Source organism: Acinetobacter variabilis, assembly GCF_000369625.1.
Lineage (GTDB): Bacteria > Pseudomonadota > Gammaproteobacteria > Pseudomonadales > Moraxellaceae > Acinetobacter > Acinetobacter variabilis.
This window is the reverse complement of the sequence record NZ_KB850113.1, coordinates 1,294,644-1,320,130: the sequence shown is the minus strand read 5'-3', so window position 1 is coordinate 1,320,130 and position 25,487 is coordinate 1,294,644. Positions and strand designations below refer to the sequence as shown.

Annotated in this window: 21 protein-coding genes; 12 read left to right on the top strand and 9 right to left on the bottom strand. The window is 42.7% G+C overall.

Features of this window, described 5'->3' with window-relative positions:
* Window positions 1-5: 5 nt before the first annotated feature.
* On the bottom strand, window positions 6-1,571 hold the full coding sequence (gene ahpF, locus F897_RS12020) for an alkyl hydroperoxide reductase subunit F (protein ID WP_005236196.1): 1,566 nt from the start codon (window positions 1,569-1,571) through the stop codon (window positions 6-8).
* Window positions 1,572-1,804: 233 nt separating this feature from the next.
* Here ahpF and F897_RS12015 point away from each other — a divergent pair, with 233 nt between their 5' ends.
* Window positions 1,805-2,023, top strand: coding sequence for a DUF1653 domain-containing protein (locus F897_RS12015; RefSeq protein WP_004784046.1), 219 nt, complete (start codon window positions 1,805-1,807; stop codon window positions 2,021-2,023).
* A gap of 43 nt (window positions 2,024-2,066) precedes the next feature.
* Window positions 2,067-2,657 carry an O-methyltransferase gene (locus F897_RS12010; protein WP_005236193.1) on the top strand — a complete coding sequence of 197 codons (591 nt, stop codon included), beginning with the start codon at window positions 2,067-2,069 and terminating at the stop codon, window positions 2,655-2,657.
* 16 nt (window positions 2,658-2,673) lie between these two features.
* On the opposite strand, the gene F897_RS12005 is transcribed toward F897_RS12010, so the two are convergent.
* Both F897_RS12005 and ahpC read right to left on the bottom strand, forming a co-directional pair.
* Window positions 2,674-2,880 carry a KTSC domain-containing protein gene (locus F897_RS12005; protein WP_004784043.1) on the bottom strand — a complete coding sequence of 69 codons (207 nt, stop codon included), beginning with the start codon at window positions 2,878-2,880 and terminating at the stop codon, window positions 2,674-2,676.
* Between the two features lie 293 nt (window positions 2,881-3,173).
* A complete protein-coding gene (gene ahpC, locus F897_RS12000) occupies window positions 3,174-3,737 on the bottom strand; it encodes an alkyl hydroperoxide reductase subunit C (protein ID WP_004784041.1) in 564 nt (187 codons plus the stop codon).
* A gap of 362 nt (window positions 3,738-4,099) precedes the next feature.
* On the opposite strand from ahpC, the gene hrpA reads away from it, so the two are divergent.
* The 5 genes from hrpA to F897_RS11975 all read left to right on the top strand — a co-directional run bounded on the left by hrpA (window position 4,100) and on the right by F897_RS11975 (window position 13,921).
* Window positions 4,100-8,044, top strand: a complete 3,945-nt coding sequence (gene hrpA / locus F897_RS11995) for an ATP-dependent RNA helicase HrpA (protein WP_005236190.1) — start codon at window positions 4,100-4,102, stop codon at window positions 8,042-8,044.
* 30 nt (window positions 8,045-8,074) lie between these two features.
* Window positions 8,075-9,184, top strand: coding sequence for a beta-ketoacyl-ACP synthase III (locus tag F897_RS11990; RefSeq protein WP_004784039.1), 1,110 nt, complete (start codon window positions 8,075-8,077; stop codon window positions 9,182-9,184).
* Window positions 9,185-9,198: 14 nt separating this feature from the next.
* A complete protein-coding gene (locus tag F897_RS11985; protein ID WP_005236188.1) occupies window positions 9,199-9,957 on the top strand; it encodes a 1-acyl-sn-glycerol-3-phosphate acyltransferase in 759 nt (252 codons plus the stop codon).
* A 154-nt stretch (window positions 9,958-10,111) separates the two neighbouring features.
* Complete coding sequence (locus F897_RS11980) at window positions 10,112-12,118, top strand: hypothetical protein (protein WP_005236182.1); 2,007 nt, start codon at window positions 10,112-10,114, stop codon at window positions 12,116-12,118.
* An 87-nt stretch (window positions 12,119-12,205) separates the two neighbouring features.
* A complete protein-coding gene (locus F897_RS11975) occupies window positions 12,206-13,921 on the top strand; it encodes an AAA family ATPase (RefSeq protein ID WP_005236180.1) in 1,716 nt (571 codons plus the stop codon).
* Between the two features lie 209 nt (window positions 13,922-14,130).
* Here the strand turns inward: F897_RS11975 and F897_RS11970 are convergent, their stop codons facing one another.
* Window positions 14,131-14,583: a DUF441 domain-containing protein gene (locus F897_RS11970; protein ID WP_005236178.1), complete on the bottom strand. Its 453-nt coding sequence runs from the start codon at window positions 14,581-14,583 to the stop codon at window positions 14,131-14,133.
* A 137-nt stretch (window positions 14,584-14,720) separates the two neighbouring features.
* Between F897_RS11970 and F897_RS11965 the strand changes: the two genes are divergently transcribed.
* Window positions 14,721-15,428, top strand: a complete 708-nt coding sequence (locus tag F897_RS11965; protein WP_005236177.1) for a pseudouridine synthase — start codon at window positions 14,721-14,723, stop codon at window positions 15,426-15,428.
* A gap of 10 nt (window positions 15,429-15,438) precedes the next feature.
* Here F897_RS11965 and F897_RS11960 read toward each other — a convergent pair whose 3' ends face one another.
* From F897_RS11960 to F897_RS11950, 3 genes are all read right to left on the bottom strand, one after another.
* Window positions 15,439-15,882: a GNAT family N-acetyltransferase gene (locus F897_RS11960; protein ID WP_005236176.1), complete on the bottom strand. Its 444-nt coding sequence runs from the start codon at window positions 15,880-15,882 to the stop codon at window positions 15,439-15,441.
* Between the two features lie 99 nt (window positions 15,883-15,981).
* A complete protein-coding gene (locus F897_RS11955; RefSeq protein WP_005236175.1) occupies window positions 15,982-16,329 on the bottom strand; it encodes a type II toxin-antitoxin system RelB/DinJ family antitoxin in 348 nt (115 codons plus the stop codon).
* A gap of 113 nt (window positions 16,330-16,442) precedes the next feature.
* Window positions 16,443-17,351 carry an RluA family pseudouridine synthase gene (locus tag F897_RS11950; protein ID WP_005236174.1) on the bottom strand — a complete coding sequence of 303 codons (909 nt, stop codon included), beginning with the start codon at window positions 17,349-17,351 and terminating at the stop codon, window positions 16,443-16,445.
* A 129-nt stretch (window positions 17,352-17,480) separates the two neighbouring features.
* Between F897_RS11950 and tsaE the strand changes: the two genes are divergently transcribed.
* The 4 genes from tsaE (at window position 17,481) to hfq (ending at window position 21,493) form a co-directional block, all read left to right on the top strand.
* Window positions 17,481-17,957 (top strand): tRNA (adenosine(37)-N6)-threonylcarbamoyltransferase complex ATPase subunit type 1 TsaE, encoded by a 477-nt coding sequence (gene tsaE, locus F897_RS11945; protein ID WP_005236173.1) that lies wholly within the window; start codon window positions 17,481-17,483, stop codon window positions 17,955-17,957.
* Window positions 17,950-19,920, top strand: coding sequence for a DNA mismatch repair endonuclease MutL (gene mutL / locus F897_RS11940; protein WP_005236171.1), 1,971 nt, complete (start codon window positions 17,950-17,952; stop codon window positions 19,918-19,920). The genes tsaE and mutL overlap by 8 nt, the downstream gene beginning before the upstream one ends.
* Before the next feature lie 6 nt (window positions 19,921-19,926).
* A complete protein-coding gene (gene miaA, locus F897_RS11935) occupies window positions 19,927-20,871 on the top strand; it encodes a tRNA (adenosine(37)-N6)-dimethylallyltransferase MiaA (protein WP_005236170.1) in 945 nt (314 codons plus the stop codon).
* Between the two features lie 91 nt (window positions 20,872-20,962).
* Window positions 20,963-21,493 (top strand): RNA chaperone Hfq, encoded by a 531-nt coding sequence (gene hfq, locus F897_RS11930; RefSeq protein WP_005236168.1) that lies wholly within the window; start codon window positions 20,963-20,965, stop codon window positions 21,491-21,493.
* Between the two features lie 101 nt (window positions 21,494-21,594).
* Here the strand turns inward: hfq and F897_RS11925 are convergent, their stop codons facing one another.
* Both F897_RS11925 and lptC read right to left on the bottom strand, forming a co-directional pair.
* Window positions 21,595-22,902 carry a peptidylprolyl isomerase gene (locus F897_RS11925; RefSeq protein WP_005236166.1) on the bottom strand — a complete coding sequence of 436 codons (1,308 nt, stop codon included), beginning with the start codon at window positions 22,900-22,902 and terminating at the stop codon, window positions 21,595-21,597.
* A complete protein-coding gene (gene lptC / locus F897_RS11920; protein WP_034581013.1) occupies window positions 22,902-25,373 on the bottom strand; it encodes an LPS export ABC transporter periplasmic protein LptC in 2,472 nt (823 codons plus the stop codon). Before lptC ends, F897_RS11925 begins: the two co-directional genes overlap by 1 nt.
* Between the last annotated feature and the right edge of the window lie 114 nt (window positions 25,374-25,487).

Here is a 25,487-nt window from a genome sequence, read left to right as displayed (position 1 = left end):
AAGGATTACTGACCAGAACGGATGATGTAGTCGAAGGCAGATAATGATGCTTTGGCACCTTCACCAGTGGCGATGATGATCTGTTTGTAAGGAACAGTGGTACAGTCACCTGCAGCAAACACACCTTTGACATTGGTTTCATTGCGCTCGTTAATCATGATCTCACCACGGTTAGTTAGCTCAACATCGGTTCCTTTCAGGAAGTCGGTGTTTGGCAACAAACCGATCTGAACGAAGATCCCTGCCAGTTCAACTGTATGCTCTTCATCAGTTGCACGGTCTTTGTATTTCAACGCTGTGACTTGTGAACCATCACCGATCACTTCGGTAGAAAGCGCATTTTTGATTACAGTGGTGTTTGGCAAGCTGTTCAATTTATCTTGAAGTACCTGATCCGCACGCAGTTTTGTATCAAACTCAACTAGCGTTACATGCTCAACAATACCCGCAAGGTCGATCGCAGCTTCTACACCCGAGTTACCACCACCGATGACTGCAACACGTTTACCTTTAAACAATGGACCATCACAGTGTGGGCAGTACGCTACACCACGAGTTTTGTATTCTGCCTCACCTGGAACATTCATTTCTCTCCAGCGTGCACCAGTAGACAGAATCACGGTTTTAGATTCAAGTTTCGCACCATTTTCTAAAGTGACTTCTACCAGACCATTCGCTGTACTATCTGCACCTTTGATATCTGAGACACGTTGCAGATTCATGATGTCAACACCGTATTCACGAACGTGTGCTTCCATTTCAGCGGCAAATTTCGGACCTTGGGTTTTTTGCACTGATGTGTAGTTTTCGATGTCCATGGTATCCATCACCTGACCGCCCATACGTTCAGCCACGATCCCAGTTTTGATGCCTTTACGTGCTGCATAGATCGCTGCAGTATTCCCTGCAGGTCCACCACCAATCACCAACACATCAAATGCATCTTTGGCATTCAGTTTTTCCGCGTCTTTGGCTGCGGCATTGGTATCCAGTTTGGCAATGATTTCTTCCAGTGTCATACGACCCTGACCGATATGTTCATTGTCCTGGAACACCATCGGTACGGCCATGATTTTGCGTTCTTCCACTTCGTCCTGGAAGAAGGTACCATCGATCATGGTTGCAGTCGTACCTGGGTTATAGATGGCAATCAGGTTCAATGCCTGAACGACATCCGGACAGTTATGACAGCTGAGTGATACGAATACATCAAAGTCAGATTTGATCCCCAAACCTTTGATGGATTCCAGAACTTCGGCAGAGACTTTTGGTGCATAGCCTGAAGTTTGCAGCAATGCCAGAATCAGCGACGTAAACTCATGGCCCATCGGCAAGCCTGCGAAGAACACACGAGGCTGTTCACCGGCTTTTGCCACACCAAAGCTTGGTGCACGTTTGTTGGTACCGTCAAAACGGGCAGTGACTAGATCAGAAAGCTGAGCGATTTCCTCAACCAGTTCTTTGATTTTGGCTGACTTGTCAGAGCCATCCAGAGTTGCCACTAATTCAATCGGGCCTTCCAAACGTTCAAGTAGTGTTTTTAATTGAGCTGAAGTATTTTGATCTAACATTGCTAACGTCTCCAAAGGAGTAAGAATTCATTCGATAAGTAGATACTAAGCCAAATCGATAAATAGATAAAACAGTTTGTTCTTATAAATTTGATCGGTTTTGCAAATGTATTGAAAAATTCATGATTAATTTCAAGCTTATATATGGGTGCTTAGCATGAATTTTCAAGTAGTTTAAAGTGTGATTGGTCTTTTTCAGTTAAGATTGGAATTCTGCATTTGAGAGTTGAACGATGGAATTACAACGCGGTATTTATCAACATTATAAGGGTAAACTTTATCAGGTCCTGCATGTGGCAACACATAGTGAAACGGAGGAAAAGCTGGTGGTTTATCAATGTCTTTATGGTGACTATTCGATTTGGGTTCGACCGCTATCCATGTTTACAGAAAGTATTAATACCAGTGATGATCGTGAAGTAGAACGCTTTAAATTGGTTCAGGCACTTTAATCAATCCATAAAAAATTTATTTAGATAACCTCAGGGAAGAGCAATGAATCAATTACAACATTTTGAAAGTTTCATGCAGGAACTGTATAAGACCTTTCATGCGCATGATCTTCAGCAAACTGAACGTCTGCAACGCTATCGAAATATTGAGCCTGAATCAGGCCGATTTTTATCATTACTCATTCGTGCCCAGCAGTCCAAACGTATTCTGGAAATTGGGACTTCTACAGGCTATTCCACTTTATGGCTGGCCGAAGCTGCCCGGCAGACTCAAGCGATGATTACAACATTAGAAATAGATGCAGAAAGAGTTACGCAGGCCGAGCAGTATGCAAATCAGCTAGACTTAAAGGATTTGATTGATTTTAAAGTGACAGATGCCTTGTATTATCTGCAAGCTGAGCAGGACGTATTTGATTTTATATTGTTAGATGCGGAACGTGATGCTTATGTGGATTATTGGACCCATTTGGCCCGATTGCTCAAGCCAAAAGGTGGAGTATTGCTGGTGGATAATGTGATTTCACATGCTGCGGAAGTAGAAGAATTTATTCAGCTGATCCAGCAGGATTCACGTTTCATCATGAGTACATTGCCGATTGGAGCTGGCTTACTCATGGTGACTTATCGTTAAGTAGAAATTAGTTAAATTAAAATAGGCAAACCCGGTCAAAATGTAAGTTGTATTCAAGATACTTCTGTACAAAGGCCATTTTATCTTGTCGTCTTAACAGGTTGTCATAAACAAATTCGGGAACAGGATGGTAGAGCTCTATATCGCCATTGCTATAAATGATTTTCAGGTGGCGGCTAGAAGGACTATAAGCCCATGAGATCACGGTTAGCAGTTTTTGCATACGTTTTCCTCCACTGAATATTATTATCTTATGTCTTGAACTTATGCCAACTGACATTGAAGATGTATAACTGAATTGTAAGCATAAGTAGGGGATTGTTATTAAGAGGATGCAATATGCATGCCTGATTTTTATATGATCTTTAAAGTGAAAAATAAAGATTTGGCAGGATGGCTTTAGATAGAAGGAAAAGGAAAATAAAACGGTTGGCCAATAGAGCAATCAAATAAATGTTCAAATAAAAAACCACGCTAAAAGCGTGGTTTTTTTGAATCAGTTCAATCTAATACAGATTAGATTTTACCAACTAGGTCGATTGAAGGAGCAAGAGTTGCGTCGCCTTCTTTCCATTTAGCTGGGCAAACTTCGCCTGGGTGAGCGTGTACGTATTGAGCTGCTTTAACTTTACGAAGAAGTTCTTGAGCATCACGACCGATACCGCCAGCGTTGATTTCAACGATTTGGATTTTACCTTCTGGATCGATCACGAAAGTACCACGGTCAGCAAGGCCGTCAGCTTCGATTAGTACGTCGAAGTTTTTAGCAAGAGTCCAAGTAGGATCGCCAACCATTACGTATTGGATTTTTTTGATTTCTTCAGAAGAATCGTGCCAAGCTTTGTGAGTGAAGTGAGTGTCAGTAGAAACTGAGTAGATTTCAACGCCTAATTTTTTGAATTCTTCGTAGTTGTCAGCAAGGTCGCCAAGTTCAGTTGGGCAAACGAAAGTGAAGTCAGCTGGGTAGAAGAATACTACAGACCATTTACCTTTAAGGTCAGCTTCTGTTACTTCGATAAATTTACCATTTTGGAACGCAGTTGTTTTGAACGGTTTAACTTCAGTATTAATTAAGCTCATCATTGTCTCCATGATTGAGGTTTGTATTTAATTTCCAATAGGGTACAGAAATTATTTTTCTTGCTGAAACAGTATTTTTACATAACATACATCGGAAAAACCGAATTAAGCTAAAAATAAAACACCATCAGCGCAAACAGCATTGCTCATGATATAAATGATTCAACCGTAGAATGGTGAATACATCATGACAAGACTCACCCCGGTTTAATGCCTCTTCAGACATGATGCCGCAAGCAGTAAAATTCAAGGGCAAAAATTAAAAAATTATAAAAATATTCAAAATGGCCGTTCTTTCGCTTAGGGGCAATACAGCGTAAAATAGCTGCCTATTGTCTTTTTTTATATCAGGTGTTTTCTCAGTGCAGAGTCCTTTAAATGTAGATCAGCTCGTTATGGCGCGTGACCGTCATCGTTTAAATCGACTCCAAAAAGGTAAAGATGCCAACCAAAAGCAATATCAAGAATTATTTGAAAAATCGCATGCCAAAGTCATGCAGCGTATCGAACGCATTCCCAATATCAAGCTGAATCAGGATCTGCCTGTTACCCAGTATGCAGACAAGCTGATTGAAGCGATTCAGCAGCATCAGGTTATTATTGTGGCTGGTGAAACCGGTTCCGGTAAAACCACGCAATTACCACAAATCGCCATGCTGGCAGGTCGCGGCCTGACTGGTCTGATTGGCCATACCCAGCCACGTCGTCTGGCTGCGCGTAGCGTATCACAGCGTATTGCGGAAGAAGTTGGCGAGAAACTGGGTGAATCAATTTCCTTTAAGGTTCGTTTTAATGAACAGGGCTCGCAGGATTCGATTGTCCGTTTGATGACGGATGGTATTTTATTGGCAGAGCTGGCCAATGACCGGTTCCTGACCAAATACGACACCATTATTATCGATGAAGCGCATGAACGCTCGCTGAATATCGATTTCATCATGGGTTATCTCAAGCAGCTGTTGCCGCGTCGTAAAGATCTAAAAGTCATCATTACTTCGGCAACGCTGGACGTAAACCGTTTCAGTAACTACTTTAATGGCGCGCCGATCTATGAAGTGGAAGGGCGTAGCTATCCGGTAGAAGTGCGTTATCGTCCAATTTCTGAAATGAGCATTGTCGGCAGTGATGACGACGAATTTGATGATTTTGAAGAAAATCTGCCACGTGCAGTGGTTGCAGCTGTAGAAGAATGTTTTCAGGATGCACAGGAAAAAGGTCATCCAGAACATGCCGATATCCTGATTTTTGCCAGTACCGAACAGGAGATTCGTGAACTGCAGGAAACTCTGATCAAGCATGGTCCACGTCATACTGAGGTACTTCCTTTATATGCGCGTCTAGCGCTGGCTGAACAGCAAAAGATCTTTAATCCATCGGGCGGCGGCCGACGCATTATTATCGCCACGAACGTAGCAGAAACTGCACTGACTGTACCTAATATCCGTTATGTGATTGATAGCGGTTTTGCCCGTATTTCCCGTTATAACTATCGTTCACGGGTGCAGCGCTTACCGATCGAAGCGGTTTCTCAAGCTGCTGCCAATCAGCGTAAAGGCCGTTGTGGTCGTATTGCGCCAGGCGTCTGTATTCGTCTGTATAGTGAAGAGGACTTTTTAAGTCGTCCTGAATTTACCGAACCAGAGATTAAACGGACCAATCTGGCATCCGTTATTTTACAGATGCAAAGTCTGGGCCTAGGTTCACTGGAAGATTTCGATTTCATTGAGCCGCCAGATCATCGTCTGGTCAATGATGGTCGCAAGCTCTTGATTGAGCTTGGGGCGATGGTGGAGAAAAGTAAAGCCCCTCTTTCTGAAAGAGGGGTGGGGGGAGATTCTACTAATCCTCCTAAATCCTCCTTTACGAGAGGAGGACTTCAAGGCAAGGGAGATTCTCTAACCAAAATCGGTCAGCAAATGGCAAAAATGCCAATTGATCCACGTCTGGCGCGAATGATTCTTGGCGGTGCTCATTTTGGTGCGCTGAATGAAGCTTTGGTGATTGTTGCAGCTCTGGCAGTACAAGACCCACGTGAACGTCCTGCGGATAAGCAGATGCAGGCTGATCAGAAACATGCCTTGTTCCGTGAAGCAGATTCAGATTTCCTGTTTTATATCAAGCTCTGGGATACCTTGCATAACAACAGTGAAAGTATGAGCGAAAACAAACGTCGTACTTTTGCACGTAATCATTTCCTGAGCTGGTTACGTCTGCGTGAATGGAAGAAAACTCATGAGCAGCTGGTGGATCTGGCTAAAGGCTTAAAGCTGTCCTTTAATGAAAAGAAAGCCAGTTATGAAAATCTGCATCGCGCTTTATTGACCGGCTTACTGTCTTTTATTGGCAACAAGACTGATGAACGTAATGTATTTATGGCAGTCCGTCAGCAGAAAGCACGAATTTTCCCGGCATCAACGCTGCACAAAACCAATACCCCATGGGTAATGGCTTTTGAAATGGTTGAAACCTCGCAGGTGTATTTACGAACTCTAGCGAAAATTGAGCCGGAATGGATTTTGCTGGCTGCGCGTGACTTACTGAAACATCATTATTTCGAACCACACTGGTCGAAAAAGGCGGGTGTGGTCAATGCGTATGATCAGATTTCTCTGTTTGGTCTAATCATCGAGCCGAAACGTCCGGTCAATTATGAGAAAGTGGATCAGCCGGCTGCGCATGAAATCTTCCTGCGTGATGCACTGACTACTGGTAATCTCGGCATTAATCCACCCTTCTTGAAGCATAATTTGCTGAAACTGGAAGAAGTGGAGCGGGTAGAAGACAAGCTACGCCGTCGTGACTTGGTCGTGGATGAAGAAACCATTTACCAGTTTTATGCCTCCAAAGTGCCACCAGAAGTAGCCAGTCGCCGCAGTTTTGAGGACTGGCGTGCGACAGTAGAGCCACATGATCCACGTTATCTGTTTATTGATGATGATGCGCTTTGGCTGAATGATCGTCCGACCACACAGCAGTTTCCGGATTATTTACGTAATGGTGAATTGCGTCTGGCGACCAGTTACCGTTTTGACCCAAGTCATGATGAAGATGGTGCAACGGTTAAAATCCCGCTGCAGGCTTTGCCGCAGGTCGATGAAAATATTTGGTCATGGGGGATTCCGGGCTGGCGTCTGGAGCTGATCGAAGCTTTATTAAAGAGTTTACCTAAAGATAAACGCCGTAGTCTGGTGCCGATTCCAGATACTGCGAAAAAGCTGGCAGCCCGTATTGATGCAGTCAATCTACGTGAGCATATTTTCAGTTTTCTAGCTTTCCAATTGCGTGGCGAGCAGATTACAGAAAAAGATTTTAGCCTGGATCGGGTTGAGCAATATCTCTTGCCTTTGATCAAGGTGATTGATGAAAAAGGTCGTGTGATTGAACAAGGCCGTGATCTTGCCGAACTGAAAGCCCGTTGCCGTACTGAAACTCATAGTCCGGTGAAACAGTTAAAAGGTGAATTTAAAACTTTCCCAGAAAACTTTGTCTTTGAAGCGTCGCAAAAAGTGACGGGTGTAGTGGTCAAGCAATATCAGGCACTGGTTCCGACCAAAGACTTCGCTGCACTGGAACAGAAAGATGAATCTGGTGTCGTGATTCAGACCTTTAATGATCAGGCTGAAGCGGTCAAACAGCACCGTGAAGGGATTATTCGACTGGTGCATATGCAGCTCGGAGATCTGGTGCGTCAGCTGAAAAAACAGATTTCCAAACCGCTGGCACTGGCATATTCACCGCTTGGCGATAAGGCCCAACTGGAGCAAATGTTAGTTTATGCCACACTGCACCTGTCAATTAATGAGCTGCCTGTCAATATGCAAGAGTTCCAAAAGTTGGTGGAGGATGTAAAAAAATCTTTCCTGACTCATGGCCAGACTGCACTGAAAGAAATCACGGATATTTATATCCAGTGGCAGGAAATCCGTCGTAAATTACTGGTTTTAGACCCATCTATATTTGGAAAAAATATTGATGATATTGAGGATCAGCTTGATTTGATGAGTCTTTCTGACTTCGTTTATCGGAAACCTTCCGACGTATGGTCAGAATTTCCACGTTATTTGAAAGCCCTGATCTTGCGTTTAGAGCGCTTGCCAAATAACCTACAGAGGGATGATTCCGCCATTGACCAAATTGATCCGTGGATGGAAAAATTATTTCAGTTTAAAAATGACGCTCGCCTTAAAGAATTGTATTTTATGGTTGAGGAGTTAAGGATCTCATTGTTTTCTCAACCGATGAAAACGAAAACACCCGTTTCTCCAACTCGCCTGCAAAAAGTATGGGAACGTCTTGGAATCAGTTAAGATATAGGTCATTTTGAGAAGGAGTTTTACATGGGCATCCGTATTACGGGTACTGGCTTGTTCCATCCGGAAGATGTCATTACCAATGAAGAGTTAGTTGAAAGTTTAAATGCTTATGTGGAACTGTATAATCACGAAAATGCAGATAAAATCGCTGCAGGCGAATTAGATGCGCGTCGTGGTTCTAGCGCAGAATTTATTGAAAAAGCGTCAGGCGTACAACGCCGTTATGTGTCAGAAAAAACTGGCATCCTCGATCCAAAACGTTTACGTCCAAATCTACGTGAACGTTCAGATGATGAAATTTCCCTTCAGGCAGAATGGGGCGTGATCGCAGCAAAACAGGCGATGGAAAATGCCGGTGTCACTGCTGAAGATATCGATGTCGTGATCCTGTCATGTTCAAACCTGCAACGTGCTTATCCTGCGGTTGCGATTGAAATCCAGACTGCTCTGGGTATTCAAGGTTATGCTTATGACATGAACGTTGCATGTTCAGCAGCCACTTTCGGTTTAAAACAGGCTGCTGATGCCATCAAGGCAGGTGCACGTCGCGTATTGCTGGTGAATGTTGAAATCACCTCTGCACATACCGATTTCCGTTCACGTGACTGTCACTTTATTTTCGGTGATGTCGCAACTGCATCGATCATTGAAGATACTGAAACTAAAACCGGTTTCGAGATTCTTGATACTTCATTATTTACCCAGTTCTCAAACAATATCCGCAATAACTTCGGTTTCCTGAATACGTCAGAAAATGCGGATATCGACGACAAACGTTTCCGTCAGGATGGTCGTAAGGTATTTAAAGAAGTGTGTCCACTGGTTGCCAAGATGATTACTGCTCAACTTGAGAAAAATCATATTGCCCCTACAGATGTGAAACGCTTCTGGTTGCACCAAGCTAATGCCAGCATGAATGAATTAATTCTGAAACTGGTAGTGGGTAAAGAAAATGCCAAACCAGGTCTGGTACCTATCATTCTGAATGAGTTTGCCAATACTTCTTCCGCAGGTGTCATCATTGCCTTACACCGTACTGCAAATGAAGTTGAAGACGGCGAATATGGCGTACTGTGTTCATTTGGTGCAGGCTACTCAGTGGGTTCAATCCTGGTACAAAAACGCGTGGCATAAGCCGGGAGCATATTTTGCAGGTCAAGCATGACGGAGCATGGATCAGGCGCTTAAGTGCCTTATCCAAACTGTATTTCACGCCTACTTTTTTAGGGGCTGAAAATATTGATGCCAGTCGACCTGCAATGTATGTGGGTAATCATTCCATGTATGGCATCTTTGATGCGCCAATGCTGATTGATTACCTGTACAACGAACATCAAGTGGCTGTAGTCAGTATTGCTGATCATAGCCATTTTTATGTGCCGCTATGGCGTGAAGCAGTGAAGAAATTTGGTGCTATTGATGGTGTACAGGACTATGTCCGCTCGGCCATGCAGCAAGGCTACTCGATTCTGGTCTTTCCGGGTGGTGACCGTGAAGTGCTGAAACGGGAAGGTGAGCAGTATCAGCTGATCTGGAAAGAGCGTTACGGTTTTCTGAAATTAGCTCAAGAGTTTCAATATGATATTGTCCCTTTTGCTGCACTTGGCGGTGATGAAATCTATGAGATTGGATTTGATGCAAATAAAATCATTCAACATAAGTATTTTCAAAAATTATTAAAAATCCCCCAACTCAATAAATTATTACGTCATGGTGATGTAATTCCTTCTTTGCCTAAAAACCTTTTTCCCAAACGCTTACCTTTTTACTTTCAGTTTATGCCGCGGCAGCCGATTCATCATGTGCAGCACGAGAATGATCTGATTGATTTTCGTGAGTATTTACAAAACAAGATCTATCAGGGGCTAGAACTGTTGGCTGACAGACGTCGGCAAGATGAAGTCTAGGTCTTTTCATCATTCCTGCTTTGCTTTACATTGAGATCGAATTGTCTAAAAAATCACCATGTATCAATTTCTGTAATAGAAAGGAAAAAGCGATTTTAAAGGATTGAAATTCAGTAGGTCTGTAACTCAATAGGGTTAAAACGAAGGGGGAAATATGGAACAGGAGGGTTTGCTACTGCCATTCAGACAGCTCGCTCAACAATGCCTCAGTATTTTTCCTGAGTTAAATCAGCTGTATCTGGATCAAATGGCTTTTGTTGGTCATATGAATGCCCAGAATTTGTTCAAGATACATCAAGATGAGCATCGAATTGATCTGCTTAATGGCTTATTAAATATCCAGCTATATACACCTCAAGATTTAAATCCGGAAAGTCCTCATGCCTTAGCAGAAATGCACATTGATTCCAGTCTGGCTAAAGCAGAGGCTTTGGAAGAGTTTTTCTTTCAGGATATTTACTTTCTGACTGGCGATTTAAAGCCCCAGCATTCCCTGTTTTTACGTGATAAAGCCAAACAGCTCCGTCAGCTCATTATTGATCAAGTCTATATATGGGTTAATGCGCCTGACCGAGTTGCTAATTGCTTAAAACAGATGTCGCTTGTGCAGGCTGAAATCATTGACTCCTTTATGATTAAAGCCGAAGTTTATACTCAGCCTTGTATCAGTAATTGGATTCAAAGTGGGCATGAGATTCCTGCGAATGTCTTAAAACAGCTACAGTCAATCTTTTCCTTGCAATATTTGCAGCCAGATGAGTTTCTATCGATTCAGTCAGTTATGGATAGTCTGGATGCATTTTGTTTTAGTGCACCTGAGTTTCTGCACCCAGCAACCTTCCGGATTATTTCTTTATCCTTTGAAAACCGGTTCAATCTGCACGAACTGAATGACCATATTGACGATATTCGTTTGTTGTATCGGCATGCAGAAGAGCAAAGTCATCTACTGGGCTTTGTCCGGTTGATGAATCGTGATAGCTGGCATCGGAGTGATCTGCTATCCAAACGCAATTTTCTGGAAAATAATCCTTATTTATGGCAAAAAAAAGTCGCCAAACTTCCTTTATTTGACTGTCATCGCGTAGTGAACTGGCTATTTAAACAGCCTGCGGAAATCTTGGATTGGCTGAGCAGCAATATTCAACATAGCAGTCTGCGGGTAGCAGCAACAGCTTTAAGCTTTATCGATACGCATCATATTCATCCGCAGATTGTTTTAGCTACCTTGCAATATTTTCAATATATCGCAGCACGTCTGTTTATTGATGATGTTCATCAATATGCCATTCAGCATCACTGGTTTGAGCATGAGCTAAATCGAACAGTTGTTCTCAAAGGGACGCGTCAGGCTATTGAGGATCATCGTATTGCCATTAGTCCATCGATTCTATATCTGGATGAATGGATCGGATTATTGCGGGATGTAGTGGCAATGGGTGATCAGATGACTAAAAGAGTTTACGCCAACTTAAGTCGGGTGATGCAGGCTTATATGCAGCATCTGTATAAGGTCACCCGTGATTTGCCTGAGGATGTGCTGGCTTATATTCGGCCCCAAACTCAGCAAGACCGTGATTTTTATAACGTGCTACAACGTAACCAGATTCCATTTGTAGAGTTCAGGAAGCGCTTTTATTTACATGCAAGGCATGTGCGGGAATCCTGTTTTGATGGTTATATTCGTGATTATCTGCCGGAGTATTTTTCTACTCAAACAGAAGTGCCTAAAAATTTAAGCTGGACCAGTTTATTTACGCAGGCAGTTGTCTGGCATGAGCAAATTCAGAAGCAAGAGATTATTGCCAAGCTCAAAAAAGACTTTGCTCTAGCCAGCTGGAGGCCGCTCACACAAGCACATTTTCTACTGTATTTTAATTGGCGGTTTGAGGAATTGAAAACACTAGAGCGGATTATTGAAGAGGCTAGAATATTCCGGAACTGTCTGGCTGCAAGTTATGCACAGCGTATAGTCGAAGGTGAATATGTGGCCTTTCGCATGTCACATCCTGCCATTAAATTACCTTTGATTTTAGGCTGTCAGTTGCAGAATGACCAAGTCATTTTTGACCAGCTTGAGTATCCAAATAATCAAAAAGCGGAAGTTGAATATATCAATATTGCCCAGCATTTTATTAACTGGTTAAACCTGCAGGCTTGACCTGATTCAGTGCTTTTCTGTCCGTGAAGCTTAACTTTTCCGGCAAAAATCGTTAGGCTATAGCCGTTCTTTTACGGTATCTCTTTTATGAAACAGGAAACTGCACTTAAGCTCTTAAAAGCAGGGGAAAATGTCTTTTTAACCGGTTCTGCAGGTGCAGGGAAAACTTATACGCTTAATCAATATATCAATTATCTGAAAGCCCGTAAGGTGTCGGTTGCCATTACTGCATCGACTGGTATTGCGGCAACGCATATGAATGGCATGACCATTCATACCTGGGCAGGAATCGGGATCAAAGACTTTTTGTCTGAAGAAGACCTGAAGCGGATGAAAGAGCGTAAATACCTGAAAGAACACTTGGAAAATGCGCAAGTCCTGATCATTGATGAAATTTCCATGCTGCATGCCAAGCAGCTCAATCTGGTCAATCAGGTGCTGAAATATTTCAAGGAAAGTGATGAAGCTTTTGGTGGGATTCAGGTCATTGTAGCAGGGGACTTTTTCCAGTTGCCGCCCGTTGGGAAAAATGATGAGCGTAACCGCGATAAATTCTGCTTTATGTCGGATGCCTGGGTTGAAGCCAAGTTTCGTGTTTGTTACTTGACTGAACAGCACCGTCAGGGCAATGACTATCTGAATGATATTCTGAATGCCATTCGTGCACAGGCCATTTCACCTGAACATCGTTTAGCGCTACAGGGTACACGTCAGCAGGACATTGGCGATACCTATACACGTCTCTATACCCACAATATGGATGTCGACAGCATTAACTTTAAGCATCTTAATGAAATTGATCAGGATCCCCGCCAGTTTGATGCGCAATGTGATGGTAATGAAAAACTGATAGAAACCTTAAAGTCTTCAGTCCGAGCACCAGAAGCTTTAACTCTGAAAAAACATGCCAAGGTCATGTTCGTGAAAAATAACTTTGATATGGGTTATATCAACGGCAGCTTGGGTGAAGTGATCGGCTTTGAAGATGATGATGAGCATGGCATTCTGCCAAAAGTTAAACTGACAGATGGAACTACATTAATTGTAGAGCCTGAAACCTGGTCGGTAGATAATGAAGCAGGTAAAACCATTGCCAGTTTCCAGCAGATTCCACTACGTTTGGCTTGGGCGATTACCATTCATAAGTCTCAAGGCATGACGCTAGAAGCTGCTGAGATTGACTTGAGCCATACCTTTGAAAAAGGTCAGGGCTATGTAGCATTATCCCGTTTAAAAAGCTTAAATGGTCTACGCTTGAAAGGCTTTAATGAACAGGCTCTGGAACTTGATAGTCTTGCTATTAAGGCTGATCGCCGTTTTCAGGAACTGTCAGATGAAGCAGAAGCGAATTTTGAAAACGTGGATTTGACTGTACAGCATAAGGCCTTTATCCGCCATTGTGGTGGCACTTTGAACGAAGTTGAGATCCAGCGTAATGAGAAGAAAATTGCCAAAAATGGTGGTAAGCAAAACTACGCGACTGCAACCTTGGATGAAACCCGTGAACTGTTTGAAGAAGGGTATGAGATTTCCGATATTGCAACTGAACGTGGCTTGACACCAGCAACCATCATTAACCATCTCGGACGTTTGCATAAAGAGCAAGGTCTTGATATCTCAGTAGCTCATCCGGGTGAGGAAGTTGTTGAACAAGTCCGTAAGATTTATAAACGTCTAACCAAACGTCAAAATTCAGATCATTTTAATGATGATGGCAGTATTAAATTACGTCCGATCGTGGAACTGACCAGTCTGCGTATGGGTTATGATCAGGTGCGTTTGGCTTTGCTGTTTGTGGAATAAAATTTGGGTTTTTAAATTTTAGTATTTAACCTGAGCTTTTACTTTTGAAAGATCAAAAGTAACAAAAATCTTTTGTTGGATTGAAGGTACATCCTGTACCTCAATCCAACGAGCGACATCCATGTCGCTGATCATGTGATTTAATACTATGCAGTTTTTAATTTTAGAATGTTAATTTTTAAGAATATTGCACAATCATGGTTAAAGGCTTATTGCGTTCCAATCAATAACGATAAAATCCCAGCCGCAATTAATGGCCCGACTGGGACACCACGAAGTACCGCGACGCCTGCCACCGTACCAATTAATAGACCTGCAACGACATCAGGCTGACTTGACATCAGTTTCACCCCGCGTCCACCAAGCCAGGCAACAAATAGACCGATTGCAATTGCCAGTAAAGATTTCCAGCTAAGAAAAGATTTCAGAATACTGTCACCGGGAATTTTTCCGCTAGCAATCGGAGCCAATACACCAATGGTTAAAATAATAATCCCGATATTTAGGCCATGTTGCTGTACATAAGGTAAGAGTTCATTGAGAGGCGTGATTTTTAATACGATCAACACGGCCGCAGCAATGGTCACAGCAGTATTATGACTAAAAATACCGCAAGCCAGTAGAACCAGAAGAACAAGCAGATTCAGATCAAATTGGGACATAAGGAGATAGGAAAAATGAAAAGTCACAGGATTATAGGCTTTTTAGCCATTTAAAGGGAGAAAGCCTTATAAGAACTGAATCTAGTTAGTTTTCGGTATAGAATGCGCCTATTGTTCGTTTAAACAGGTTCAGACAGATGCTATTGGAAAAAATGTTGCAATCACAAGGTTTCGGCTCACGAAAACATTGTCAGCAACTGATTAAAAATGGTGCTGTTTCGATTCAAGGCGAACTCATCGATAACCCCAAGCATAAGCTGAATCTGCAAGATCTGACTTTTAGCGTCTATGGTCATGAGTATCGCTATCGGGAAAAAGTATATATTGCGCTCAACAAGCCACAAGATTATGAGTGCTCACATCAGGCCACACATCATTTCAGTGTATTTGATCTGTTTGATGACATCCTGTTAAACCGTGGAATTCAATGTGTAGGTCGTCTCGATCAGGACACCACCGGACTGTTATTGCTGACGGATGATGGTCAGTTTTTACAAGCGTTGACCCATCCTAAGAAACATGTAGCGAAAGTCTATCAGATGACTACTGCCGATCCCGTGACAGATGAGCAGATTCAACAGCTTGAACAGGGTGTGGAATTGAGAAATGAAAAAGGCACCTTTGCTGCTACAGATATTGTTCGTCTGGATGACAATCGTCTGCAAATGACTATTCATCAAGGGGTTTATCATCAGGTGAAACGTATGCTGGCAGCTGTGGGCAATAAAGTAGAACAGCTGCATCGTGCTCAAATTGGTGCATTGGCCTTGAATGAACTGGCAATAGGGGAATGGACCTATCTGGACGCAGAACAAGTGGCACAGGCAAAATTCCGTACCGAATAAAGCTTAGGATTTATTTCAGGAAACAATGGAAAGTCACGAATTCATTATCCTGAATAAATCCAAGTGACTCATAAAGTTTATGCGATTGATAATTGGTTTTTTGCGTTTCCAGGCTGATTCGAAGCGCATTTTCATGTCGGGCAAATAAAATAGCAGTATCAATCAGTTGTTTGGCTGCACCATGCCGACGATAAGGCGGGCTAATATAGACATCGTCTAGCACATAATAAGTAGAACATGCGACTGAGGAAAATCTTAAATACAACAGAATAAATCCGGTAAAAATCTCATCCTTGGTATTGATGAAAATGACAGTTTGACCATCCTCAAAACGCTGTTTCAGAAACTCGTAAGATAAATCCAGATTGGAAGAAGTACCATAAAATTGACGGTACTCATCAAATAAAACGGCCAGGTTAGGTAGATCTTCTGACTGGGCACGTCGCACGATCATCGGCTTACTCCATGTTAATTTTATTATTTATCATTAACATCAAGCATAGCGAAGTTTGAAAGGAGAGAAACTTAAGAATTGTTCGTAAATGCAACAATGTTAAATTTTGTCGCTCTCACCTAAAATGGCATTCAGTTCTTCAAATAAATCAAAATGATCATCATCCAGATTCATCTCCTGATGATCTGCTGGAAACGCTGTAGTACTTGGACTTGAGGTTTGTTCTGCCTTAAGTTCATTCTGTTTCTGCTTGCGTAACTTGATCAGCTGTTCCAGATTAATATTCTGATTTTCAATCGAGAAGGGGATTGATTTGGTCAGAACCACCTGTTTAAAAAAAAGACGAACTGCCTGAGCCGGCGTAATCCCCAATTGTTTAAATACTGCAAATGCCTGTTTCTTTTCTTGGGAATCCAGGCGAATTTGATAAACTTCAGTTTTTCTCATAATATTTTCAAAGCTTTAAATTACTTAACTTTTCGCCTTATTCTAATAGATAACTTCGGGATTTCAATCCTCAAGTTGCCGTTTTTAGAAAATAATCTGTAATGACAAGAGATTTACAGTGTCAATTCAAGTTCAGAGCTAAATTGCATCTGCTTTTGGGTAACTGGGTCCGTAAACTGAATGTGTTTGGCCAGTAGCTGTAACGGTGTAGAAAAATCATCCCCCGCCTTATGGCAAACCTGCGGATAAAAAGGGTCATTCTGGATCGGAATTCCCAAATGACTTAAATGTACCCTTAACTGATGTTGCTTTCCTGTATGCGGTTTTAGCTCATATTTGCCCCATTGTTGATCATGTTGTAGCAGTTGAATTTCGGTTTCGCTATTAGGTTCTCCTTCTACCACCTGCATGGTATAAAAGGGCTGGCCTTTTTCCATTTTCAGCTTTGTGATGAGAGGAAAACTTAAATCATCACGATAAGCCGCAATCGCATGATAAGTTTTCTGTACTTGCCGAGTCGCAAACATTTGCTGATAAACCCCACGCGATTGCACACATTTTGAAATCAGCACCACACCTGCCGTTTCACGATCCAATCGATGAATCGGAGTAAGATGTTCATTTCCAGTTTGCTGTTTTAGGCGTACCAGCAAGGTTTCCTGTACATATTGTCCAGTAGGACTCATGGTCAGAAAATGAGGTTTATCTACGACCAGCAGATGCTCATTCTCAAACAGAATCTGATGCTGAAAAGGAACATGCACTTCGTGTGCCAAAAAACGATAATAAAAACAATGAGTATTCGCTTGAAAAGAACTTTCGATGCTTAAGGTATTACCCTGAGCATCATAAACCAGACCATTATTGAAACGGGATTGCCATTCGCTTGACTCAATATGTGGAAATTGTGCACAGAGATAGGCATAGAGTGTCTTGGATGAATCTGAGGTCGCTTGCAGGAATACTTTACTTGCCGTAACCCCATTTAGCATGGGTGGGTTAAATTCAACAGTCGAAGTCATCACAACGTGGATCTATCTCTGGTCTGGAACGGATGCTGTGAAAAAATACAGTTTCTCACAGAGGTGAATAGGCTTTTAAAGCGTTGCGATGCTATCATAATTATTCTTTTTCATCATGTCGTGAGTAATATGCCTTATTCATTTAATGTCACTTTAAAGCATGAAGATGACACCCAAAATCTGGCCAAAGTTCTGGCAAATAATTTTTCTGCGGGCGTTATATATCTGATTGGTGACTTGGGTGCGGGGAAAACCACGCTGACGCGTTATTACTTACAACAACTCGGTCATAAAGGCTCAGTAAAAAGTCCGACTTATACACTGGTGGAGCCCTATCGGGTGAATGATCAGGATATCTTTCATTTTGATTTATATCGTCTCAATGATCCTTATGAACTTGAATTGATGGGAATCCGGGACTATTTAGAAACTCCCAATGCGCTATTTTTATTTGAATGGCCTTCTAAGGGTGGCGATGAAATCCCGCAAGCCGATTTAATTATTGAAATTTTAAAATCAGAAGATGAGCTGACTCGTACCGCAAGTTTGATTTCTTCTAATCTGGGCTTACAGCAAGCTTTGGAGCGTGAATTCCCAAATGGTTGATGATCTAAGCATACGCCGTATCCGTGCACTTGATCCTGCGCTGGCGAACCAGATTGCCGCAGGTGAGGTGATTGAACGTCCTGCATCTGTGGTCAAGGAGTTACTGGAAAACTCGATTGATGCAGGTGCGACCGAGCTGATCATCCGGGTGGAACAGGGCGGCAGTACGCTGATTGAAATCATTGATAATGGCCGAGGCATTCATTATGAGGATTTGCCATTGGCCGTAATGCGTCATGCGACCAGTAAGATTCAAACGGCTGAAGAGCTGCATGCGATTACCAGCTTGGGCTTTCGTGGTGAAGCATTGGCCTCAATTGCTGCAGTGTCTCGTTTGACTCTAACGAGTAGCCAGAATGAAGATGGTATTGGCTATCAGGTCGAAGTGAACGGTACGGCTTTTGATCATCAGGACATTCAACCGGTCGCAGCATCCAAAGGTACCCAGATCCGGGTGCAGGATTTATTCTTCAATGTTCCGGCGCGGCGCAAATTTCTAAAAAAGCCCGGCACTGAATTTGGACATATCGAAGAAATTGTCCGCCGTATGGCTTTAACGCATTTCGATATTCGCTTTGTATTGGAACATAACCAAACCATCAAGCTGAATTTGCCGGTCGCAGATAGTGGTGCTTTGCGTTTTCAACGTGTGCAACAATTACTTGGCCGTCAGTTTACTGAAAATGCTTACTGGATTGATGCAGACAGTATCAATATGCGTTTATCAGGCTGGCTCGGACATCCTTCAGATGCACGGGCTCAAGCCGATCTGCAATATGTCTATGTGAATGGCCGGATCGTTAAAGACAAGACCATTTCTCATGCCTTGCGCATGGCCTATGATGGTATCCTGCATGGCCATCAGCATGCCGCTTATTTACTGTTTCTGGAAATCGATCCAGAAAGTATTGATGTCAATGTGCATCCAACCAAACATGAAATTCGTTTTCTGAATCAGCGTGAAGTACATGAATTTGTACGTCACTATGCCAAGGAAACCCTGGCACAATTCCAGACTGCGACCGCTGATCTGGCTGAGGCCATGAAAACTGAGTCTGAAGCTGTTGCGATTACACCTCAGCCACGCTATCAGGAGCAGTTTAGCCTGCATCAGTCCGTAGCCACTCAACCAGTTATTCCCGCCACATATCCATATCATCAGCGTGAAGAAGAAGCTTCTGATGTGTTAACGGATTTTGAATCATCTGGTCCACAAACTGTGCATTATGCGCAGGATTACAATAAGTCATATTCGGGTTCACAGCAGCTGAATAATGCCTTGAAAAGTTATCTCGCGCCTTTGAGAGAAACTGAACCGGAAACCAATACTTCAGCATCGGATGCATTTCAGTCACATTTACAAAGTAAAGTGGATGAGCATCCTTTGGGGATTGCGATCGCCCAGCTGCATGGGATTTATATTCTGGCGCAAAATACCGAAGGCTTAATCATCGTAGATATGCATGCGGCGCATGAGCGTATTCTGCTGCAACAGATGAAAATGGCTTGGGATAAACCGGAATTCTGGATATCCCAGCAATTGCTGATTCCTAAAGTGGTGAGCATTAGTCGAATGCAAGCTATGCGTGTTGACGAACTCAAAGATCAACTTGCTCGTTTAGGTCTGGAAATTGACCAGTATGGTCATGAACAGGTCATTGTACGAGGCGTACCGGCCATTTTACATAAGGCTGATTTTGATGCCTTGATCCCTGAATTATTGAATGATCTGGATCCTAATGATCAGGGACAGGGGTTAATGCAAAAACGTGACCAGATTCTTGCAGGTATGGCCTGTCATGGTGCGGTACGTGCGCATCGAATGTTAAGTCTATCTGAAATGAATGCTTTGCTGCGTCAGATGGAACAAACTGAATTTGCGAGCCAATGTAATCATGGTCGTCCAACCTGGCGAGCATTTCCATTGTCTCAACTTGATAAACTTTTTGCTCGGGGAGAGTAACCTTACATGTCCAATCAACTGCCGGTCATCAATTTAATGGGACCAACTGCAAGCGGTAAAACTGCTTTGGCATGTGAACTATACGAGCAAGGTCATTTTGAGCTGATTTCTGTCGATTCTGCGCTGGTCTATCGGGAAATGGACATTGGTACAGCGAAACCTTCTAAAGACGAGTTAGAGCGCTATCCGCATCATTTAATCGATATTATTAGCCCGCTCGAAGTCTATTCTGCAGCAAACTTTGTCGAAGATGCTTGCCGTCTGATTTATGATATTCATGCACGTGGTAAAACTCCAATTCTGGTGGGTGGCACCATGCTGTATTTTAAGGCCTTACTTGAAGGCTTGTCTGATAATTTACCAAGCGCAGATTACGCGGTGCGTGCCCAGATTGAAGAGGAAGCAGCTCGTGAAGGGTGGGAAGCGGTGTATGCTAAATTATGTCAGGTAGATCCCTTGGCGGGTCAGAAATTTAAAGTGAGTGATAAACAGAGAATTATCCGCGCATTAGAGGTTTTTAAGCTAACAGGTGAGCCGATTACAAAACTACAAGCAGAACAACCAAAAAATTTACCATATCGTTACAGTTTCCATAATTATGCCTTAATGCCTGATCGGTTAGAATTGCATAAACGTATTGAAAAACGTCTTGAAATTATGTGGAAAAACGGATTTTTAAATGAAGTTAAAGGATTAATGGGAAAATACGATTTTGACGAAAATTTACCCTCAATGCGTTCAGTAGGTTACCGCCAAGCCATAGAATTCTTAAAAAAAGGTGACCTAAGTCATGAAAAACAACGGGAAATGGAGGATAAGGCTTTATTTGCGACACGACAACTTGCCAAACGTCAATATACCTGGTTGAGATCTTTGCAAGAAAAGCATAAATTTACAACATATTTTACGCTCGAGCAGGCCCAAGAAGACTTGCGAAACTGTCACGGATAAAGCAAAATTTGAGTACTATCTTTTTTATAATTTTTAATTGAAAAATAGAGATAGTTTTTTGCGCTGATTTTTAAATTTTTGGAGTTATAACATGTCTAAAGGTCAAACTTTACAAGATCCATTCTTGAATTCTCTCCGTAAGGAACGTATTCCAGTTTCTATCTTCCTGGTAAACGGTATCAAATTACAAGGTCACATCGAGTCTTTTGACCAATACGTTGTATTATTAAAAAATACAGTAAGCCAAATGGTTTACAAACACGCGATTTCTACAGTAGTACCTGCACGTAATCCTCGTCCAGCTGGTGCTCCTGCTGGTCCACAAGGTGCTGGCTTCGGTGGTCAAGGTGGCGCGGGTGGCTTCGGTAGTCAAGGCGCTGCTGGTGGCTTTGGCGGTCAAGGTGGCTTCGGCGGTCAAGGTGGCTTCGGTGGTCAAGGTGGCTTCGGTGGTCAAGGCGGCTTCGGTGGTCAAGGCGCTGCTGGCGGCTTCGGTGGTCAAGGTGGCTTCGGTGGTCAAGGTGCTGGCTTTGGTGGTCAAGGCGCTGGTTTCGGTGGTCAAGGCGCTGGTTTTGACAACGATTCAAAATTTGAAGATTCTTCTGACGACGAAAACAATCGTTAATCGGATCTGAAATAAAAAGCCTCTTAATAAGAGGCTTTTTATTATTTAAAGAATTAAGTCATTAAAAAAGCCAGTATAATGCTGGCTTTTCTTCTCTTAAATTAACGAGCGCGTTTAGGATCTAGCTGTGGATCTTTAATTTCTACATAGGCATTGCTACGGGTTTCACGTAACCAGCTATCTAGCTCAGCATCAAACTGGCGTTCACCCAGAATCTGGCGGGCCATACGTTCCTGATATTCCTGAGTCATATCCTGTTGACGTGTATCGGTCACTTGCAGGATATGCCAGCCAAATTGTGACTGGAACGGTTCACTAATCTGACCTACTGCCGTACTTTTCATACGCTGTTCAAATTCAGGTACCATGACACCTGGGCTGACCCAGCCTAAACTGCCGCCATCACGCGCTGAACCTGTGTCATTAGAGAAAGTAGACGCCAATACTGCAAAATCTTCACCTTGCTTAAGACGCGCATACAAGCTATCGATCATCTGTTTGGCATTTTCTGGGCTAACCACTTCTGATGTTTGAATCAGAATATGACGGGTCTGGTACTGAGGAACCAGTGCTTTCTGCTCACCACCTTTACGCTCTAAAAGTTTCAGGACATGCACGCCATCTGCCGCAGGAATCAGTTCAGATGTTTGACCCGCTTGCAAAGTAGAAACACGTGCAGCGAGTTCGCCTGGGATCTCTGATAAATTTCGCACGCCCATATCAGACGCATCTACTTTAATATCGCCAGTTGAATATTTTTTGCTGATCGCCTGAATATCATTGCTGCTGCTTAAATCATTTCTTACTTGCGCAGCAATCTGTTGAGCATTTTCTCCGGTTATACGTAAATGCAGAACATGTACCTGGCTACCTAACAAAGCTTGACCTTGTGGTGTATTCAGGAAGTTTTTAACATCTTGATCACTGATTTGAATACGTGAATTTACGGCTTGCTGACGTAAACGGCTAAGTGCTAGATCTTCTGCAATACGGTTACGTAAAGAGGCATACGTATTCGGCGCGATAGCATCCAATTTTTGCTGGAAAGCTTCCAAGCTAGGGGAGCCTGAATCACGTGCTACTTTAAGCACTGCTTCATTTAAAGATTTTTCATCTGGACGAAGATTGTAGCGTTTAACCTGTTCCAGTTGAGCCTGACGTACAATTAGCTGTTCAAGTGCTTGTTGTTCAAGATAAGGTTGCGGTGGAACAGGCTTGTTTTGCTTTTGCAACTGGTGAGAAATTTCAGCAACGCTTTGTGCCAGATCACTACGCAGAATAGCGCTATTGTCGACAACAGCTACAACTTCATCTTTAGGTTGGGCAACAGCAAAAGTCGTCATCGCTGAAGAAAGACATAGCGCAAGTGCGGTCGCTTTAAAAATTTGTTTTAACTGTTTTGTCTTCATTAACGTTCTGTCCAAGTTTGATTGATATTGTTAAAACCTAGAATACGATTTTCTAGTAATGAGGTTAGCTTGTTGCTTAACCCGCCAAGACCTTTAAGCGTTACTTCAGCCATCACTGCACGTTTCGCTTTCACATCCGGGTCATTGATATCGTCTAGGTCATTGTAGTATGAGCGGCCATAGACAGATACTCCCCAACAGCATGACTCATAGTTTACGCCAAGTAAATATTCACGTGCGACACTATTGTCCAGGTCAAATTGTGCATGGCCGACCAGACGCCAGTTATTGGCAATTGGCTGGATAAATGAGCCAACCACCTGATCATAACTTTCCTGGCGGTTTGGAATATCTTTACGATAGAAATAGCCTACGTTATATAGATTGCCCTGATCGCCCGTATAATAAACCTGTACATCACGCTGGGCATTGGAGCCATTCGACATCCAGCTAGAATTTAGGTTGACATGCACGTTTTTGTTTAACTGACTTCTAAGCTGAATAACTGGACCAGTATGGCTTTCACGATCAAATTTATCTGCTTCACGATCTAATGTGACACGGCGATCTTCAAAGAAGAAACTTTGTCCCACACTGGCGCGTAATCGCTCTAAACCTTCTTCATTAAATAAACTGTAACTAAGACCTAAAGAAGCAAAGTTATTGTCTTCTAAGCGGTCATTACCATAGAAGCGGCGTGCACTAAATAATTGATCATAATTAATTGAGGCTACGACAGAGTCAAAGTTTGGCTGATTGCGCTGATTTTCATATGGTGAATAAGCGTAAAACAGGCGAGGCGTCAAGGTCTGTAAATAGCGACCATCTTTTTCAAAAATTAAACCGGTGTCCAGCGTAAATTGTGGCACTACGATAGAATGATTTTCACTTGATGAGCTGGTTTGATTATTATTAATACGATCAATAGTATCTTGATCATAGAAAGTATTGATATTGCGTAATGTCGCCTGAGGAATGAAGAATGACCAAGGGGTAAAGTGATTATAGCGTACCGAGAAATCATTATAGATGCGTGTACCACTTGGTTGATAGATGGCTTCATCACCGGTATCAATATTTTCAGTATTTCTGATGTCTTTCTGGAAATAAGCCGTATCGTTATTAAATTCGTATTGTAAACCCAGTGGGTTACCGGTCTTATAATTCACCAAAAGCTGCGGCAAACGCGCATAAGGGCGGTCCTCATCCAGAACGGCAGGATCAAGCGTCTGGAAATCTTCAACTTTAAATTGAGCTTTTAAGCCGGGGATACCATTTTTATAATTAACTTCCCAAGCACGGCGCAAGTTCAGGTCTGTTTTTGAATCTGGGTTATTATCCAGATCGGCAAAAAAGTCCTTGTCTGATGCGTAATTATATTCAAGATTTGTTGAGAACTGATCGTTGATTTGCCAGTTATGCAGGAAGTGCAGGTCTTTACGGTCTTTATTGCTATAACTTTCATCAGATGGCAGGTAGCCACCCCAAATCCGGCCTTCACCATAGTTTTCTGTTAGATAACGAAACTCGCCATCCAGCATCGCACCACGGTCACTAATATAACGTGGCGTAATGGTCGCATCATATTGTGGTGCCAAATTGAGATAAACCGGTACACCCAATTCCAGGCCGCCATCATTGGTAAATCCGAAAGTTGGCGTCAGAATCCCAGTGGTACGGCGATCATCGATTGGGAAGTTAAAATAAGGAACAGCCAGTACCGGAACATCTTTCACATAGAGCTTGGTATTTCGGGTTTCACCACGACCGGTTTCCTGATTCAGCTTGATTTGATCTGCCTGAATTTTCCAGGCCGGTTTCTGTTCAGGTGGACAGGTAGAATAGGTGGCATTTTCTAGTTCAAGCGTATCGTCAGAAGTTTTGGCAATCTTTTCAGCACGGCCATGCGCATGTTGTTCTTCGGCAATGAAGAAACTGTTGTTTAAGTCACCTTGCTGGGTTTTCAGGTTGTAATTGATATCATCGCTTTGCGAAATCAAGCCACCTTGGGCCAATTGGACTTGACCTTCTGCCTTAGCATAGGTTTGAGTCTGATCAATCGTCACGCGTTCCGCACGAATCTGGCGACCTTCCTGATCAATGACCACATTGCCTTCTAAGTAGGAATCACCGGCCGGATTATAATGACCATAGTCTGCAGTAATGGTTGAAGTTGCCTGTTCAGGGTCAATCGTCGGTGCATCAGGTGCAATTGGAGTGACCCAGGCGCCTTCACAATAGGCTGAACTGAGGTATTTACCTTGACGCTGCTGTGCTTCCGGTGAAGATTTATCTACATAATATTGTGAGAAGAATGCTTCACCGGGATAGGTCTCATTAATGCGCTGTTTAAGTTGTTCCGCATTTACATTGGATGAGTCATTTGATGCAGCATAGCTTGAGACCGAGCTACTACATAAAAGGGTTAAGATCGCAGTCGCTAGAGGGTTTATTTTAAAGTGATGCTTCATTTGTCTCATTAACCAATCATGCTTTTATCGCAATTAATTATTGTCGCATCATAGAGAAAAAGTTGATAAGTAGCTACACTTAGCACTTTAAAAACTCAGCCTGTACTAGAATTT